Annotated in this window: 15 protein-coding genes; 8 read left to right on the top strand and 7 right to left on the bottom strand. The window is 74.8% G+C overall.

The annotated features are described in order from the left end of the window. Positions 1-18: 18 nt before the first annotated feature. Positions 19-1056: an ArsR/SmtB family transcription factor gene (locus tag ACFVFR_RS04805; RefSeq protein ID WP_383698139.1), complete on the bottom strand. Its 1038-nt coding sequence runs from the start codon at positions 1054-1056 to the stop codon at positions 19-21. Between the two features lie 136 nt (positions 1057-1192). Further along, positions 1193-2446 carry a cysteine desulfurase gene (locus tag ACFVFR_RS04800; RefSeq protein ID WP_383698137.1) on the bottom strand — a complete coding sequence of 418 codons (1254 nt, stop codon included), beginning with the start codon at positions 2444-2446 and terminating at the stop codon, positions 1193-1195. Positions 2447-2542: 96 nt separating this feature from the next. On the opposite strand from ACFVFR_RS04800, the gene ACFVFR_RS04795 reads away from it, so the two are divergent. Continuing rightward, entirely contained in the window at positions 2543-3130 is a 588-nt protein-coding gene (locus ACFVFR_RS04795; protein ID WP_383698135.1) for a CGNR zinc finger domain-containing protein, read from the top strand. A 46-nt stretch (positions 3131-3176) separates the two neighbouring features. Here ACFVFR_RS04795 and ACFVFR_RS04790 read toward each other — a convergent pair whose 3' ends face one another. After that, positions 3177-3707, bottom strand: coding sequence for a TerD family protein (locus ACFVFR_RS04790; protein ID WP_383698133.1), 531 nt, complete (start codon positions 3705-3707; stop codon positions 3177-3179). A 176-nt stretch (positions 3708-3883) separates the two neighbouring features. Between ACFVFR_RS04790 and ACFVFR_RS04785 the strand changes: the two genes are divergently transcribed. After that, positions 3884-4699 carry an aminoglycoside N(3)-acetyltransferase gene (locus tag ACFVFR_RS04785; RefSeq protein ID WP_383698131.1) on the top strand — a complete coding sequence of 272 codons (816 nt, stop codon included), beginning with the start codon at positions 3884-3886 and terminating at the stop codon, positions 4697-4699. A 325-nt stretch (positions 4700-5024) separates the two neighbouring features. Here ACFVFR_RS04785 and ACFVFR_RS04780 read toward each other — a convergent pair whose 3' ends face one another. After that, the gene (locus ACFVFR_RS04780) at positions 5025-5465 is read right to left on the bottom strand and encodes an SPW repeat protein (protein ID WP_383698130.1); all 441 of its coding nucleotides are present in this window, start codon (positions 5463-5465) and stop codon (positions 5025-5027) included. 231 nt (positions 5466-5696) lie between these two features. Between ACFVFR_RS04780 and ACFVFR_RS04775 the strand changes: the two genes are divergently transcribed. Then, positions 5697-6107 carry a four-helix bundle copper-binding protein gene (locus ACFVFR_RS04775; RefSeq protein ID WP_383698128.1) on the top strand — a complete coding sequence of 137 codons (411 nt, stop codon included), beginning with the start codon at positions 5697-5699 and terminating at the stop codon, positions 6105-6107. Between the two features lie 62 nt (positions 6108-6169). Here ACFVFR_RS04775 and ACFVFR_RS04770 read toward each other — a convergent pair whose 3' ends face one another. From ACFVFR_RS04770 to ACFVFR_RS04760, 3 genes are all read right to left on the bottom strand, one after another. Then, positions 6170-6514, bottom strand: a complete 345-nt coding sequence (locus ACFVFR_RS04770) for an MmcQ/YjbR family DNA-binding protein (protein WP_383698126.1) — start codon at positions 6512-6514, stop codon at positions 6170-6172. Between the two features lie 71 nt (positions 6515-6585). Beyond that, a complete protein-coding gene (locus tag ACFVFR_RS04765) occupies positions 6586-8817 on the bottom strand; it encodes a protein kinase (RefSeq protein WP_383698124.1) in 2232 nt (743 codons plus the stop codon). 396 nt (positions 8818-9213) lie between these two features. Beyond that, positions 9214-10131 carry an MBL fold metallo-hydrolase gene (locus tag ACFVFR_RS04760; protein WP_383698122.1) on the bottom strand — a complete coding sequence of 306 codons (918 nt, stop codon included), beginning with the start codon at positions 10129-10131 and terminating at the stop codon, positions 9214-9216. 166 nt (positions 10132-10297) lie between these two features. Between ACFVFR_RS04760 and ACFVFR_RS04755 the strand changes: the two genes are divergently transcribed. From ACFVFR_RS04755 to ACFVFR_RS04735, 5 genes are all read left to right on the top strand, one after another. Then, positions 10298-10507 (top strand): hypothetical protein, encoded by a 210-nt coding sequence (locus ACFVFR_RS04755; RefSeq protein ID WP_383698120.1) that lies wholly within the window; start codon positions 10298-10300, stop codon positions 10505-10507. After that, a complete protein-coding gene (locus ACFVFR_RS04750; RefSeq protein WP_383698118.1) occupies positions 10494-11897 on the top strand; it encodes an amidase in 1404 nt (467 codons plus the stop codon). The genes ACFVFR_RS04755 and ACFVFR_RS04750 overlap by 14 nt, the downstream gene beginning before the upstream one ends. 224 nt (positions 11898-12121) lie before the next feature. Then, a complete protein-coding gene (locus ACFVFR_RS04745; protein ID WP_383698401.1) occupies positions 12122-12679 on the top strand; it encodes a TetR/AcrR family transcriptional regulator in 558 nt (185 codons plus the stop codon). Between the two features lie 233 nt (positions 12680-12912). After that, entirely contained in the window at positions 12913-13182 is a 270-nt protein-coding gene (locus ACFVFR_RS04740; RefSeq protein ID WP_383698117.1) for a hypothetical protein, read from the top strand. Beyond that, positions 13179-14789 carry a hypothetical protein gene (locus ACFVFR_RS04735; protein ID WP_383698115.1) on the top strand — a complete coding sequence of 537 codons (1611 nt, stop codon included), beginning with the start codon at positions 13179-13181 and terminating at the stop codon, positions 14787-14789. The genes ACFVFR_RS04740 and ACFVFR_RS04735 overlap by 4 nt, the downstream gene beginning before the upstream one ends. Positions 14790-14809 lie beyond the last annotated feature (20 nt).

Below are 14809 nucleotides of genomic sequence, written 5' to 3'. Positions count from 1 at the left end.
GGCGGCGGCCGGCCGGGATCACCGCAGCAGGTCCAGCAGGGCGGCGCCCCGGGCGGCCAGGCGCAGCCGCACCGTACGCCCCTGACGTACCCGCTGTACGAGCCCGGCGCGCTCCAGCTGGGCACAGTGGTAGGTCGCGGTCGCCGGCGAACACCCCAGGTGGTTGGCGAGTTCGGTCATGGTGGCGCCGCGCCGGCCGTGTCGCAGGATCGCCGCCCGCTGCTCTCCGAGCACCAGCACCAGCGCGTCCGAGTCCGCCTCGGGCCCGCTGGCGCTCTCCAGCGCCTGTGCCAGGCCCGCGGGCGGATAGCCCACCCACAGGCTGTCGCCCCCGGCGGAGCAACCCGCCAACGCCTGGGTCCCGGAGAACAGCGGCGCCAGCACCAGCAGGCCACTGCCCGCCGCCTGCGGGACACGCGCCGGGGGGCCGCCGTGCACCCGCGTCGGGTCGGCGAAGTGCAGGGTGGAGTCCACGAGCTGGCACCCCGGGCCCAGGTCGGAGAGGACCAGGTCGAGCTGGTTGGTGACCAGCGCGGTGCCCACCCGCTCGACCTCCCGGGCCCGCACGCCCGCCGCCCGCCGCCACATCGGCTCGTAGGTGCGCCAGATGGCCTCCTGGACGCTGGCCGACGCGGCCGAGAACACCCGGGGGTGCTGGAAGAGCCGGTCCCAGACGGCGGGCGGCTGGCCCGCGAAGTGCCGCACCACCTGGTGCTGTACGGCATCGGAGGACAGGTCGCGGATGCGCTCCAGCTGCGCCTCCACACCACCCTCGGCGAACGGGTCCAACGCCGTGGTCAGCTGGGAGGGCATGGGGGCGGGGGAGGAGGCGAACAGCGACCTGAGCAGCCGCGCGGCACCGGGTGGCAGCGCGGCCCGGATCGTCTGGCGGAGACGTGGTGGCACACCCTGCGGCGGGCCGCCGAGCACGTCCGAGAACAGCGAACGCACCGAGAGCCCGGGGTGTGTGGAGACCCGCACGTTGATCTGACGTAACTCACCCAACTTGAGCCGCGCCGGCGACTTCACGACCAACCACCGTTCGTGACGCCCCATCAAAGTCACTGTGGGGCACGGTATTTGACCGCACCAGAATGACCAATGCCACGGCGGGGAGCGAGCACATCGGCCCGTGTCGGCGACACGGATTCGGCCAACCTTTCGAATGCCCCGCCCCCGGCCTGACGGCTCGCTACGCCCCGAAGAACGCCTGGGCGGCGCGGACGCCGTCGGCCAGCGCGTCGACCTCCTCCAGCGTGTTGTAGACGTAGAACGTGGCCCGGGTGGTGGCCGGAACGCCGTAGCGACGGACGATGGGGCGCGCGCAGTGGTGCCCGACGCGTACGGCGATGCCGCGCTCGTCCAGCACCTGGCCGACGTCGTGCGGATGGATGTCCGCCACCGTGAACGAGACGGCCGCTCCCCGGTCGGTCAGGTCCCGGGGGCCGATGACGCGCACGCCCGGGATCTCGCCCAGGCGCTCGATCGCCCGGGCGGTCAGCGCGTCCTCGTGGGCGGCCACCTCGTCCATGCCCAGCGCCCGCAGGTAGTCGACGGCCGCTGCGAGCCCCACCGCCTGGGCCGCCATCGGCACGCCGGCCTCGAACCGCTGCGGTGGCGGCAGGAACGTCGCGTGGTCCATCTCCACGATCTCGATCATCGAGCCGCCGGTGAGGAACGGCGGCAGCGCCGCCAGCAGCTCACTGCGGCCCCACAGCACACCCACACCGCTGGGCCCCAGCATCTTGTGACCGGAGAAGGCGAGGAAGTCGGCGCCCAGTTCCATCACGTCCACCGCCCGGTGCGGCACCGACTGGGCGGCGTCGACCACGACGTGGGCACCGACCGCGTGCGCCCGGTCGGCGATCAGGCGCACCGGGTTGATGGTGCCCAGCACGTTGGACTGGTGGCTGAGGGCCACCACCTTGGTGTCCGCGTCGATCAGCCGGTCCAGGTCGTCCAGGTTCAGCCGGCCCTCGTCGGTCAGCCGGAACCAGTCGAGCCGGGCCCCGGTGCGGGCCGCGAGCTGCTGCCAGGGCACGAGGTTGGCGTGGTGCTCCATCTCGGTGACCACGATCCTGTCGCCGGGCCCCACCCAGGCCGGGCCCGACCCGTCCAGCGGGGCCTGGCCGAGCCCGTAGGCGACGAGGTTGATGCCCTCGGTCGCGTTCTTGGTGAAGACGATCTCGTCGTCGGCCGCGCCGACGAAGCGCGCGACGGTGTGCCGCGCCGCCTCGTACGCCTCCGTCGCCTCGCCGGCGAGCTGGTGCGCGCCCCGGTGCACGGCGGCGTTGCGGGTCAGGTAGAAGTCGCGCTCGGCGTCCAGGACGGACAGGGGTTTGTGGGTCGTGGCGCCCGAGTCCAGATAGACGAGCCGCGCACCGCTGTCCATCGTCCGTTCGAGGATCGGAAAGTCGCCACGGAGCTTGTCGACATCGATGGCCACGAGGGCACCTCCAGGAAGTCTCACGCTTTCTGATGTTGTTTAACGTGAGGGACGCTAGACCTCCTCACGGAGAAGTGCAAGCGTTAACATGAGGTGATGGACCACGACGCGCCGTACTACCTTCGCCAGCCGCCGGTGCCCGGCGAGGAGCGCTTCGCCTCGCTCGCTCTGGTGAACACGCGCTTCGAGATCAGCCACGGCCCGGTGGACCTGCTGGAGGACACGGAGGCCGCCCATCTCTGGCTGGTCCGCCACGGGCTCCTCGCGGACCCGGTCACCCTGACCGGCCGCCAACTCGGCACGCTGCGCACGCTGCGCGAGGCGCTCCGGGACCTGTTCGCCGCCCACGAGACCCACGCCACGCCCCCGGCCGCCAGCCTGCGGGCGCTCAACGCCGCGCTCGCCACCGCCCCGCCCACCCCCCGCCTGACCTGGGGCGCCGAGGGCCCGCGCCGCGCGGACGAACCCGACACGGGCAACCCGGCCGGCGCGGCGCTCTCCCTGCTCGCCGACGACGGCACCGAGTTGCTGACCGGCCCGGAGGCCGCGCTGCTCGCCGAGTGCGGGGCGCGCGGCTGCGCGCGCTGGTTCCTGCGCTCGCACGCCGCGCGCCGCTGGTGCACCACCAGGTGCGGAAACAGAGTGCGGGCCGCGCGACATTACGCGGCCCGCAAGGGACAGTGAGGACAAGGGTGGGCGAACGAGGCGTCGGGATCGCCGGACGTCGCCTTTATACGGGGCGCTGGCCCATCAGCTCCGCGAATCCCGCGGGGTCGGTGTCGAATCCACGGATGACCTCCCGCAGAGTCCATTCTCCCGCCTCGTCCCGGGTGAACTCGGCGATGGTGGCCGCCGTGGCCGCCGAGACACCGGAGAAGTCGTACTCGACGAGCTTGGTGTAGCGCTCCTGTATCCGCACGGCGGTGTTCGGCACAGCGCCGAACGCCTTGTGGCCGCCGCCCTGCTGGATGACCACACCCACCACGACCCGCTCGTAGGACTCCGCGAGCCGGTCGAGCTCCAGGGTCATGACCTCGTCCATGCCAAAGCCCTGGCCGGTCTGACTGTCCCGGTTCAGGATGATGGTGCCGTCCGGCGAACGGCTGCCGAAGTGCACGAGATAGACGGGTTTCCCGTACGGCGCCTCGGTGGAATAGGTCGCGGCGATGATATCGAGGTCATTGATCGGCTCGCCCGCGGGACTCGGGTCCCACTTGAGGGCCACCTCGACTTTCTTGAGCCCTTTGTTGAGACTGCTCACGGAATTCCCTTTCACGGCGCTGAGTTGAACAAGAACACGCTCGTGTCCAAGGGTATCGCCAGCGTGTGGAGTTGACGGGGCGTGGGACGGGTCGCCGGTGGAGCGGCCGACGGTGGCGCGCGCGGCGCGCGAAATGGGGTGGCGGCGCCCGGCCGGGTGTTACACACTTCCCCACCATGTCCCCAGCGCCCGCGACCGGCCCACTGAACACACGCGACTCCGTCGCCACCGAGCTGCGCACGCTGGGGCTACGGCCCGGTGAGAGCGTCCTGGTGCACTCCTCGCTCAGCGCGCTCGGCTGGGTCTGCGGCGGCGCGTCAGCCGTCGTCGCGGCCCTCCTCGACGTGCTCGGGCCGCGCGGCACCCTGGTGGTGCCCACGCACACCGCCGAGAACTCGGACCCGGCCGGCTGGGTCAACCCGCCCGTGCCCAGGGAGTGGTGGCCGGTCATCCGCGCCGAGACCCCGGCCTACGACCCGGCCACCACGCGCAGCTTCCACGTGGGAGTGGTGCCGGAGACCGTCCGCACCTGGCCCGGCGCGGCGCGCAGCGCCCACCCGCAGACCTCCTTCGCCGCCGTCGGCCCGCGTGCCCAGGCGATCGTGGCCGACCACGCGCCGGACTGCCGGATGGGCGAACGCAGCCCGCTGGCCCACCTGGAGGCGGCCGGGGCGCGGGTGCTGCTGCTGGGCGTGGGGTACGACTCGTGTTCCGCCTTCCACCTGGCCGAGTACCGGATTCCCGGGCCCCGGGGGGACAACTCGTTCGCCGCCATGACCCCCGCCGGCCGCCGCTGGATCACCGTGCGCGACGTGGAGGTCGACGACGACCGTTTCGACGAGCTGGGCGCGGCCTTCGAGCGGGAACACCCGGTGGCGCGCGGCACGGTGGGCGCCGCGGACGCGCGACTGTTCGCCCTGCCGGACGCCGTCGCCTACGCCGAGGGCTGGCTGGCCAGGCACCGACCGTACGCCGCGACCGCCGAGCGCTGACCCCGCGCCGACGGGGCGGCCCGCCGGCGGTGTCAGCCTGGTGGAGCGTCCGGGTGGGGCGCGGCGGTGCGGTGGAGGCGGTCGAGACCGGCGGGGCCGGCGATCGCGCGGGGGGAGTCCGGCGCGTGGGCCAGCGCGGGAGGCGGCGACCTGCCCTCCGCCGCGCGCCAGCGCGCCGTCTCGCCGTACGATCTCGCGCGTCGCGCCCCGTGGCCGGCCGCGCGTCGCTCCCGGATCGTGGTTCGCCGGTGTCGGGCGCGCGACCGCGCCGGCGGGTGTGTGCGCCGGCGCGGTGGCCACCTCGGTGAGGTGGTGGGCAGTGGTCCTAGGTGTGTTTGCTCGCCCGGGTCACCATGGCCGCGGCGACGAGGCCGAACAGGCAGATGACGCCGCCCGCGACGATGTTGTTCCACATCATTCCGGTGTCGGGGTGGCGGGTGACCACCCAGGGCGAGACGATCAGCCAGACGCCGATCGCCGCGCAGGCGCCGCTGAGGCCACCCATCCGCTCCGGTGCCACCGTCAGCGCCAGGCCGATGACGGCCACCGCTATGCCCATGATCAGGTTGTTACGGGCGAGTTCGGGCTCCGCCGCGGCGAAGTGGACCGTCCATGGGGAGATCGCCACGTACAGTCCGGCGAGCAGGAGCAGTCCGTCCACCGCCACCACGCCCGGGCGCCCCAGCACGCGGGCGTAGCGGTCGCGCATCTCCGATACGTCCGGGTGATCCGCCAGGTCGCCCGGGTGGTGCGAGACGTTGGCCATGAGTCCCGCCTCCTTCGGTTCGAACCAGTCTGGCCGCGTCATGCGGCGTGCAGCCGGTTCCATTGTGCTCCGATTTCTCCCATACCGGTAGATAAGGGTAGATCGGCTGCGCGCGCACCGTCGGCGCGGCGGGCGCGGGGCGTTTGCGGTGGCCCCGTGGTGAAACCCGGGGAGCGAGACACCCTGCCGGGCGGGTCGGTCCGGCCGGCCCCGACCGACGAGGAGGCCGTCATGACGACGGTGGTCAAGGACATGCTGCACACCTACCCGGCCGACCTGGGCGGTGTGGACCGGGCGGCCCTGGAGCGGTGTATCGAGGAGTGCGCCACGTGCGCGCAGGCGTGTACGGCCTGCGCCGACGCCTGTCTGGCCGAGGGCGCGGTCGGCGACCTGACGCGGTGCATCCGTACCGACATGGACTGCGCCGACATCTGCGCGGCCACCGCCTCGGTGCTCTCCCGCCACACCGGCTACGACATCAACGTCACCCGCGCCCAGCTCCAGGCGTGCGTCGTCGTCTGCGTCTCCTGCGCGCAGGAGTGCGAGCGGCACGCGGACGCGCACGAGCACTGCCGCATCTGCGCCCAGGCGTGCCGCCGCTGCGCGGACGCCTGCCGAGCGCTGCTGCACACCCTGGGCTAGACCGCACCGGCCGGGGCACGGCTGGTCGGGCGCGCGACGGGTGACGGCCTCGGGGAGGCGGGTCAGGCCGGGGCGGTGAAGCTCTCCAGGAGTCGCGGTGGGGCCGCCTGCCGCCAGGAGTCGACGACGATGTCACGCAGTTCCCGCTCGTCGTCGAGGGCCGCGATGCGGACCCGTACCCAGTGCGAGCTCGCCTCGTGTGGTGGCACCCAGAACTTGGCAGGCTCGGCCGCGATCAGCTCCTGGCGCTCGACCATGGGGCAGCGCACCGCGAACGACGACTCGTCGTCGGGGACGGTGACGAACATCTTGCCGGCCACCCGGAAGGTGGGCATGCCCCAGGCGATCTTCTCCACTGTCTCCGGCAGGGAGAGCGCGATGCGTCGCACATCCTCGGAATCGGTCATGGCCATACGGTAATCGCGCCGGTCAGCGCGCGCTCACGGGGGCCACCCGGGCGCGCGCCGCCGTGCGGTGACTAGGCGCGCGGTGCGGGGAGTTCGGCGGCGGCCGAGGTGGCCAGCCGGGTGGCCATGGCGCACAGCTTGGGCACGGGCTGTGGCCCGTCGACGACGAGGTGCACCTCCTCCACGGCCCGGCGGCCGTTGCTGTCGGTGAACTCGCGGTGGCGTACGCGTACGCGGCAGGAGTCCGAGCCGTCACCCTCCGGTTCGATGACGGCCTCGCGTCCGCTGAGCCGGGTGCGTCGGCTGTGCGGGGTGGGGGAGGTCTGGCCCCGGTCGAAGCGTACGTCGGTGACGATGTCGCTGGTGGTGCTGCGCCAGTCGCACTCCCAGTTGCCGTATCCGACGTCCGGGTCGCTCGCGTCGATGCCGGGCACCACCGACAGCGCCTGGGCGTCGAGCAGGGTGCACGCGTCGAGTTGGGCCAGCGACTCGGCCGCCGGCTGGACCGTGCGCGGGGGCGGGGTGCCGTCGGCGAGCTGGCGGGCCGCGTAGGTGGCGGCGGTGTCGGCCATCTCGCACAGTGGCGCCGGACCGTCGTCGGTCTGGTGGGCGGTGACGTAGACGCTGAACCGGCTCCGCCCGCCGGGCAGCAGCGAGCGCGTGCACTGGTCGCTCTCGGGCGGCAGCTCCGCGACGCCGACCGGGCCCACGGAGCGGGCGGGCGGGGCGATGTCGGAGGGCGGGTCGTTGCTGAAGTCCACCTTGACGTCCACGGTGCTGTCCGCGCCGTCGGTGACGATGACATCGCAGCGGTCGAAGTTGCCGTAGGCCGGGTCGAGACGGGCGTCGCCGTAGCGGGCGAGGACCTGGGGGCGTACGAGGGCGCAGGGGTCGGCGTCGCGGGCCGGCGGCTGGTCCGGCTGGGCGGGGGCCGGCCGGCTCGGTTCGCGCCGGCCCGCGCCGTTGGCGTCGCGGTCGTCGTCGCCGAAGGGGAGGGGCACGGTGAGGGCGACGAGCAGCACGGCGGCGGCCACGGTGGCCAGCGGCACCAGCCAGCGGAGCCGCCCGGCCGAGCGCCAGCGGTCCCGCCACGAGTCCTCGCCGTCCGGCCCCGCCCCCTGCCCTCCGGGCCCCGGCCCCGAGCCCCGCTCCACCTCCCGCCCGGACCCCGACCCGGTCCCCGACCCGGTCCCCGACCCGGCTCCCGGCCCCGACCCGCCCCCTGAGCGCGTCCCGGCCGCCGCCGCGGCCGCTGGCTCCGCCTCGGAGCCGACGTCCGTCCCGCCCTCGGAGGCCGCTTCGTACACCGGCTCCGAGCCGGGTGGCCGCCGCGATGCCGGCGTGGAGCCCGGTTCCGGGGCGGGCTCGGGGTCGGGCTGGTCGGCGATCGCCACGACCCGCTCCAGACGGCGGCACGCTTCGGCCGCCGTGGGGCGCTCCTGGGGCCGCGTCGCCAGCATCGCGTCCAGCGTCTCGCGCAGCGGGCCGAGCGTGTCGTCCCGTCGCGCCAGGTCGCCCTGACACCGCGGCCACGGCCGGGTCGCCCCGGCGGGCTCCTCGTCGACCCGCGTCGTGTCGCCCGGCCCGACAGGTGCCGCCCCCGCGTCGGAGCGTGAGGCGTCGTCGGCACCGGTCGGGCGCGGTCCCGCGCCGACCGAACGGGATCCGTCGCCGAGCGGGGGGCGGCCGACCAGCAACGCGTAGAGGGTGGCGCCGAGCGAGAACACGTCGGACTCCGGCACCGGCATGCCCTGGACCACCTCGGGCGCGGCGTAGTCCGGCGTGTAGGAGATGCCCCGGTTGGGGGTGCGGGTCACGAAGCCGGGGATGCGGTGGGCGGCGTCGAGGTCGGTCAGCTTGGCCGTGCCGTTGCCGCTGAGCAGGATGTTTCCCGGCTTGACGTCACAGTGCACGATGCCCGACGCGTGCAGGGCGGTGAGCGCGCCGGCGATCTGGGCGCCGATGAAGGCCGCCTCACGGGGGCAGATCGGGTCCCGGCCGGCCAGGCTGCCGCCCGCCGCGTACTCCATGACCAACCAGTACTCGACCGCCGGCGGCTGGCCGATCTGGACGGCGTCGTAGAGGGTGACCACGTTGCGGTGCGGGCGGAACTTGGCCAACGCCCGTGCCTCGTCCCGCAGCCGGACGAAGGCGCGGGCGCTGTGGTCGTCGATCCGGGCCCGCTTGAGCGCCACGTCCTGGCCCAACACGGTGTCGTGCGCCAGCCACACCTCGGATCTGCCGCCGGTGATCGGTCCGTCCTTGAGCAGGTACCGTCCGCCGACAAGATCACCCTCGCGCACTGTGCTTCCCCTCAAGTCAGAGCCGGCCACGGCCGGTTGTGCGCACCGAAGGTACTGCGTACGGGCTCGTGGTCAAGCGCGCGCGGGCGGTGCGCGGGGTGGTGAAACGCTCCTGCCCGTGGGACGGGCGCGATCCGTGCCCGGGGCGGGTGCGTTACGTACCCGTTGACCCCGGGCGTCCGGTTGGCGGACGGCGGAGGGTGACCCGCACGGGGGACCTCGCGTCCACGGGGTGGACGCCCCGGTGTCTGGCGGGTGAGACGAGGCACAGGGGCGCGCACGGGGGGCGCGCGGCGGCCGACCGCCTGGCTCCCCTCGACGGCCCTGCGCTCTCGCGGCTGGACGGCCCGAGGTCGCGGGCCCCGCGCGCGGGTCGGGGGCGGGGCGCGGGTGGGGTTACGCGGGCCGGGGCGTGGGGCGTACGGGGAGCAGGCGGAAGCCGTCGCCGGCGGTCCGCACCAGGCCGCCGGTGGGGTCCGGGAAGTGGGTGCCAAGGAGCAGGGTGTCGGTGTCGGCGAGCGTGGTGAGCAGCCTTCGGCGGGTGGCCCTGGCCTGCTCGACGTCGGTGTCCACGCAGCTCGCGATCTCCGGGTCCAGGAGCTGCACGGGGTGGTGCACGCAGTCGCCGGTGATCAGCGCCCGCTCGGCACCGGCCCGCAGTTCCACGGCGAGGTGGCCCGGGGTGTGGCCGGGAGTGGGGAGCAGCCGTACGCCGGGGGCCACCCGCGCTCCCGTGGCGGGGACGTCGACGAGGTCCAGCAGCCCGGCGTCCGCGACGGGGTGGACCGAGTCGCGGAACATCTCTCGCCTGGCCTCGTCCATGTCCACCCCCGCCCAGTGGTCCCACTCGGCGCGGGCTGTCACATACCGGGCGTGCGGGAAGGTGGGCCGCCACGCGCCGTCCCGCACGCGGGTGTTCCAGCCGACGTGGTCGGTGTGCAGATGGGTGAGGATCACCAGGTCGACGGTCTCGGGTGGGAAGCCGGCCGCCGTCAGGCGGGCGAGGTAGGCGCTGTCGAGGTGGTCCCAGGCGGGGTTGGCGCGCGACTTGCCGTTGCCGATGCCGGTGTCCACCACCACCCGTAGGCCGCCCACCCGGACGGCGAAGCTGTGGCTGGCCAGGCGCGGCACGCCGGTGGCGTCGGCGAAGTCGGGCCGCAGCCATGGCGCCTGGTCGACGACGTGCGCGGTGGCCGACGGCAGCAGCCACGGGCCCGTCTCGGGCGGCAGTGCCACCTCGTCGATGCGGTGAACGCGCAGGTCACCGACGAGCCAGGTGGGGGTGGGGGCGACCGGGTGAGCGGTGTCGGGCATCGGGGGAGTCCCTGTCGTGAGGCGGTGCGACGAACGTAAAAGCGAACTGTTTGCGTTAGTGGACGCTAGTCCCTACGCTGCCACTAACGCAAATGTTCCGCTTTTGCGATGGAGGTGGCGCCGTCCGCGCCGCCGACCCCACGGCACACCCAGACGAAGGGCTCCCATGAGCACCCCGGACCTCACGCCGCGCGAGGCCGCCCACTGGGCGCACCGCGCCGGCCTGCCACTGGACGAGGAGCGGCACGCCGCCGTGGCCGCCACCGCCCAGCACATCCACGCCGTCGTCGCGACCCTGCGCGAACTGGACTTCGGCGAGACCCACCCCGCCGCCGTCTACAGCGCTCGGCCGGAGGCGCCTGATGCGACCCTTTGAGCTGTCCCTGACCGAGGCCGCCGAAGCCCTGGAGCGCCGTGAGCTGTCCGCCGTCGAACTCACCGACTCCGTACTGGAGCGGGTCGACGCCGTGGACCCGCACGTCGGGGCCTACGTCACCGTCACCGGCGAGGCCGCCCGCGCGGCAGCCGCCCGCGCCGACGCCCAGCGCGCGGCCGGCCACCACCGTGGCCCGCTGCACGGCATTCCCGGCGGCCTCAAGGACCTGATCGACGTCGCCGGGCTGCCCACCACGGCCAGCTCCCGGGCCCGCCGCGACCATCTGGCCGGCGAGCACAGCGCCGTCGCGGCCCGACTGCTGGCGGCCGGCGCGGTCCTGGTCGGCAAGACGCACACCCACGAGTTCGCCTACGGGCTGACGACTCCCCAGTCACGCAACGCCGTTGACCAGGGACGGGTCGCCGGCGGGTCCAGTGGTGGCTCGGCGGTCGCGGTCGCCACGGGCGCGGCCACCTTCGCGCTGGGCACCGACACCGGCGGCTCGATCCGGGTGCCCGCCGCCCTCAACGGTCTGGTCGGGCTCAAGCCGACCTACGGCCTGGTGCCGCGTTCCGGGGTGACCTCCCTGTCCTGGTCGTTGGACCACGTCGGCCCGATCACCCGCACCGTGCGCGACGCGGCCCACCTGCTCGCCGCGCTGGCCGGGCCCGACCCCGGGGACCCGGCCAGCCTCGCGCTCGGGTCCGTCGGTGACACGTCGTACGTCGAGGACGGCGACGGGCTGCGGGGCCTGCGCGTCGGCGTGCCCGGTACGTACTTCTTCGAGCGGGTGGACCCCGAGGTGGAGGCGGCGGTGCGCGCCGCCATCGACCGGCTGCGTGACCTCGGCGCCCGACTGGTCGAGGTGACGACCCCGATGGCGCGGTACGTGCACGCCGCCCACTGGGGCCTGCTGGTCCCGGAGGCCACCGCCTACCACGAGCGGACCCTGCGTGAGGCCCCCGACGCCTACGGCCCCGACGTGCGCGTGCTGTTGGAGGCCGGGGAGCTGCTCTCGGCCGGCGACTACCTGCGCGCCCAGCGCGCCCGCACCCTGCTGCGCCGGGCCTGGTCCCAGGTGTACGAGGAGGTGGACGTGGTCGCCGCGCCCACCGTGCCGATGACCGCGGTGCCGGTGGGCCAGCACGCCGTCCACTGGCCCGACGGCACCGTCGAGAGCGTCGCCGACGCGTACGTCCGGCTCAGCGCCCCGGCCAACCTCACCGGCATGCCGTCGCTGACGCTGCCCGTCGGCCGGGACAGCGCGGGCCTGCCCATCGGGATGCAGCTCATGGGCGCCCCGCTGGCCGAGGCCACCGTGCTGCGCGTGGGCCACGCCTACGAGGCGGCGTACGGGCTCCGCGCGGCACCGGCCACGCTGGTGTGCTGACCCGGGGCGCGTTGACGGGAGCGGTGGGCGCGAGGGCGCGGCGCACGGGCGCGGCGTGGGGTGCGACGCGACCACGCGGCGCGGGGACGCGGGCTTCGTGTGCGGCCGGTGTGGCCCCGGCGCCCTGGGGCCGCGCCCGGGGCGTGTGGGGCGCGTGCGGTCGGTCGGCGACCCGGCTAGACGCAACGATGTGGCGTTAAGGTGAGGCCATGAGCCCCAAGCCCATGGCGCGGCCCGGCGGACGCAGCGCCCGTGTCCAGGCTGCCGTGCACGAGGCCGTGCGCGCGCTGGAAGCCGAGCGCGGCCGGGCCGCGCTGAGCGTCCCGGCGATCGCGGCCCGCGCCGGCGTCACCCCGTCGACCGTCTACCGCCGCTGGGGCGACCTCCAGGAACTCCTCTCCGACGTGGCGGTGGAACGGCTGCGCCCCGAGGAACCCCCGCTCGACCGGGGCGGCCTGTCCGCCGACCTGACCGCCTGGGCCCAGCAGTTCCTGGAGGAGATGGGCTCGCCGTCGGGGCGCGCGTACATCCGGGACGCGCTGCTCGGCGACCCGGACGGCGGCAACGCGGGGCAGTGCTCGGCCTACGCCGCCACCCAGATCGAGCTGATCCTGGCCCGCGCGCGCGAGCGCGGCGAGGCGGCGCCCGCGCTGGATACCGTCCTCGACCACCTCGTGGCCCCGATGATGTACCGCATCCTGTTCCGACCGGGCCCGTTGACCGCCGCGTACGCCGAGCAGCTCACGCACGCCCTGCTCACCCACCCGGCCCGCCCGGCCTAGCCACCCGGGCCGCGCCCCGGACGGTCGGCCCCGGCCGGTGGGCGCGCGGGCGCCGGGCCGGCCGGTGGCGGTGGAGCCCAGCCCGCGCCCGCCGCCCCCGACGACTGGCGGACGACCTCGCCGTACCCACCCGGACGGCGACTCCCCAGGGCCGCGCGCCCCCCCGCGTACGCGAACCGCCCGGGCACGCGGGCAGCGGGTGGGGTCCGGGGGGCGTTCGCAGGTTCGCCGGCATGACGAGCGGTGAGGATCGGTCAGCGGGTCGGTCAGCGGATCGGCTCGCGTGGCTGTGCGGCGGGGCGTTCGCCACGCTCGCGGTGCTGGCGGGCGTGTTGTCGAGGCGGGGCAGTTTGCCCGGGCCGCTCCTGGTGGCAGCGCTGGTCGGCTGCGCGCTGCCGCTGTGTGGCCGGCGGGGGGCGTACGGCCTGGCCGCCGTCGTCCTCGCCGGCACGGGGGGCCGTGTGCTGTTCGTGGTCCGGCCCGCCCCCGGCCGGGGGAGTTGAACGACCGACTGCTGGGGGCCGGGCTGCCGGTGGCCGGCGACGTGGCGGCCGGGGGGCTGGTGTTGGCGGCCGCGCTCCTGGCCGGTGTCCTCTGGTGGCGGGCCAGGCCGCCGAAGCTGTCCGCGCGCGGCATGCCGCCCGCGCCACGCCTGAGCGAGCGCTCCGCCGCGAGCCGCTCCCGCCGTCGGCGACGGGCGGGGTACGTCGTCCCCGGAGCCCTCGCCGCGACGGCGGTGAGCCCGGTGCTCGTGGCGGCGGGGCAGGTGAGAGTGGACCAACTGACCCGGCGGGCCGTCGACAGCGCCTTCGACTGGACGGAAGGGCCGGCCGGCGTCCCGGCCGAGCTGAGGCCGGCCGCACACCACCGACCGGGGGGCGGCGCCGACCGGATTCGACCGGGCCTGGACGCGCGGGCGCATCGGGTCGTGCCGTTGTCCGGCGAGGGGCTGACCGTGCTGTGCACGCCCACGCGACGGGACCCGCGATCCTTCGTGACCCACGGGACCCGGCTGAGCGTCGTGGACCTCGACACCGGCCGGGCACACTGGTCCGTCTCCGCCAACCGAGACCTGGGCCGCCACATCGTCGTCGACAGCGAACACGACGCCATCGGCCCGCTCACCGGAGCCGCCGCCGTCCGCTTCCACCTGACCACCGGGAAGACCGCCGCGGTGCACGCGCTGCCCCCCATCCGGACGGGCTGGTCCCTCGTCCCGGCCCGCCCGGACACGGGCGCGACGCCGACGCGCGCGCCGGGCCACCTGCTGATGAGCGGTGAACCGGTGGACGCGGACGGGTCGTTCGGCTACCGCGCCGCCGCCGCGCTGGACCTGACGACCGGCTGGCTGTGTCAGTTGGCCCGCGCGTCCGCCTGGCGGTGCGACTTCGTGCGGCTGACCGCTCGGGCGGGGGCGCGGGCCGCGCCGCTGACCACGGATCGGAACGCCCAGCGCGGTGGCGCTGACCTCGGGGTGACCGCACTCGACCGGACCGGTGCGCGAATCACGACGGGGAAGACCGTACCGCTGGGTGACTACACCCTTCCCGTACCCGGCCAGGCGTGCGCGCTCCGCCACCCGCGGGGGGCCGTGCTCGGCCTCGACGGCACGGTGATCGTGCTGCGGACCCGTGGCCGCCTCGGCCACGGGGAGCAGGACCTGGTCGCCGTGGACACCGCGGCCGGACGGATGCGCTGGCGGCGCGTGTACGGGGTAGCGGACATCGAGACGTTCATCGGGCCCACCCGGGCCGACCGGGTCGAGCACGGCCTGCTGGCCCGCACCACGGAGGGCGGGCACGGCCTGGTGGACCGCGACACCGGCGAGGTGCGCGAGCGGTGGACCGGCGACGACACGCGGCGGTCCCCCCTCTACGCGGCCGACGGGTACGGCAGCCTGCCGGACGCCGTCACCTACGGGGTCGCTCCCGGCGACGGCGGCGCGATCCCCTGGCGGCCGCGCCGGCTCGACCCGCGCACCCTCCGTCCGACCGGCGCCCCCCTGTTCGAGATCACCGACTTCTCGCCGGTGCTCATGACCACCGGCGGGGGCCACGTCTTCGGCTGGTCGGACGGCCAGGTCACGGCGCTCAGGCCGGCGCCCCCGTGAGCGGCGCCCCGGGGCCCGGC

This window comes from Streptomyces sp. NPDC057702, from assembly GCF_042799315.1.
Classification (GTDB): domain Bacteria; phylum Actinomycetota; class Actinomycetes; order Streptomycetales; family Streptomycetaceae; genus Streptomyces.
The sequence above is the reverse complement of the archived record's forward strand: the minus strand, read 5'-3'. Positions and strand labels throughout refer to the sequence as shown.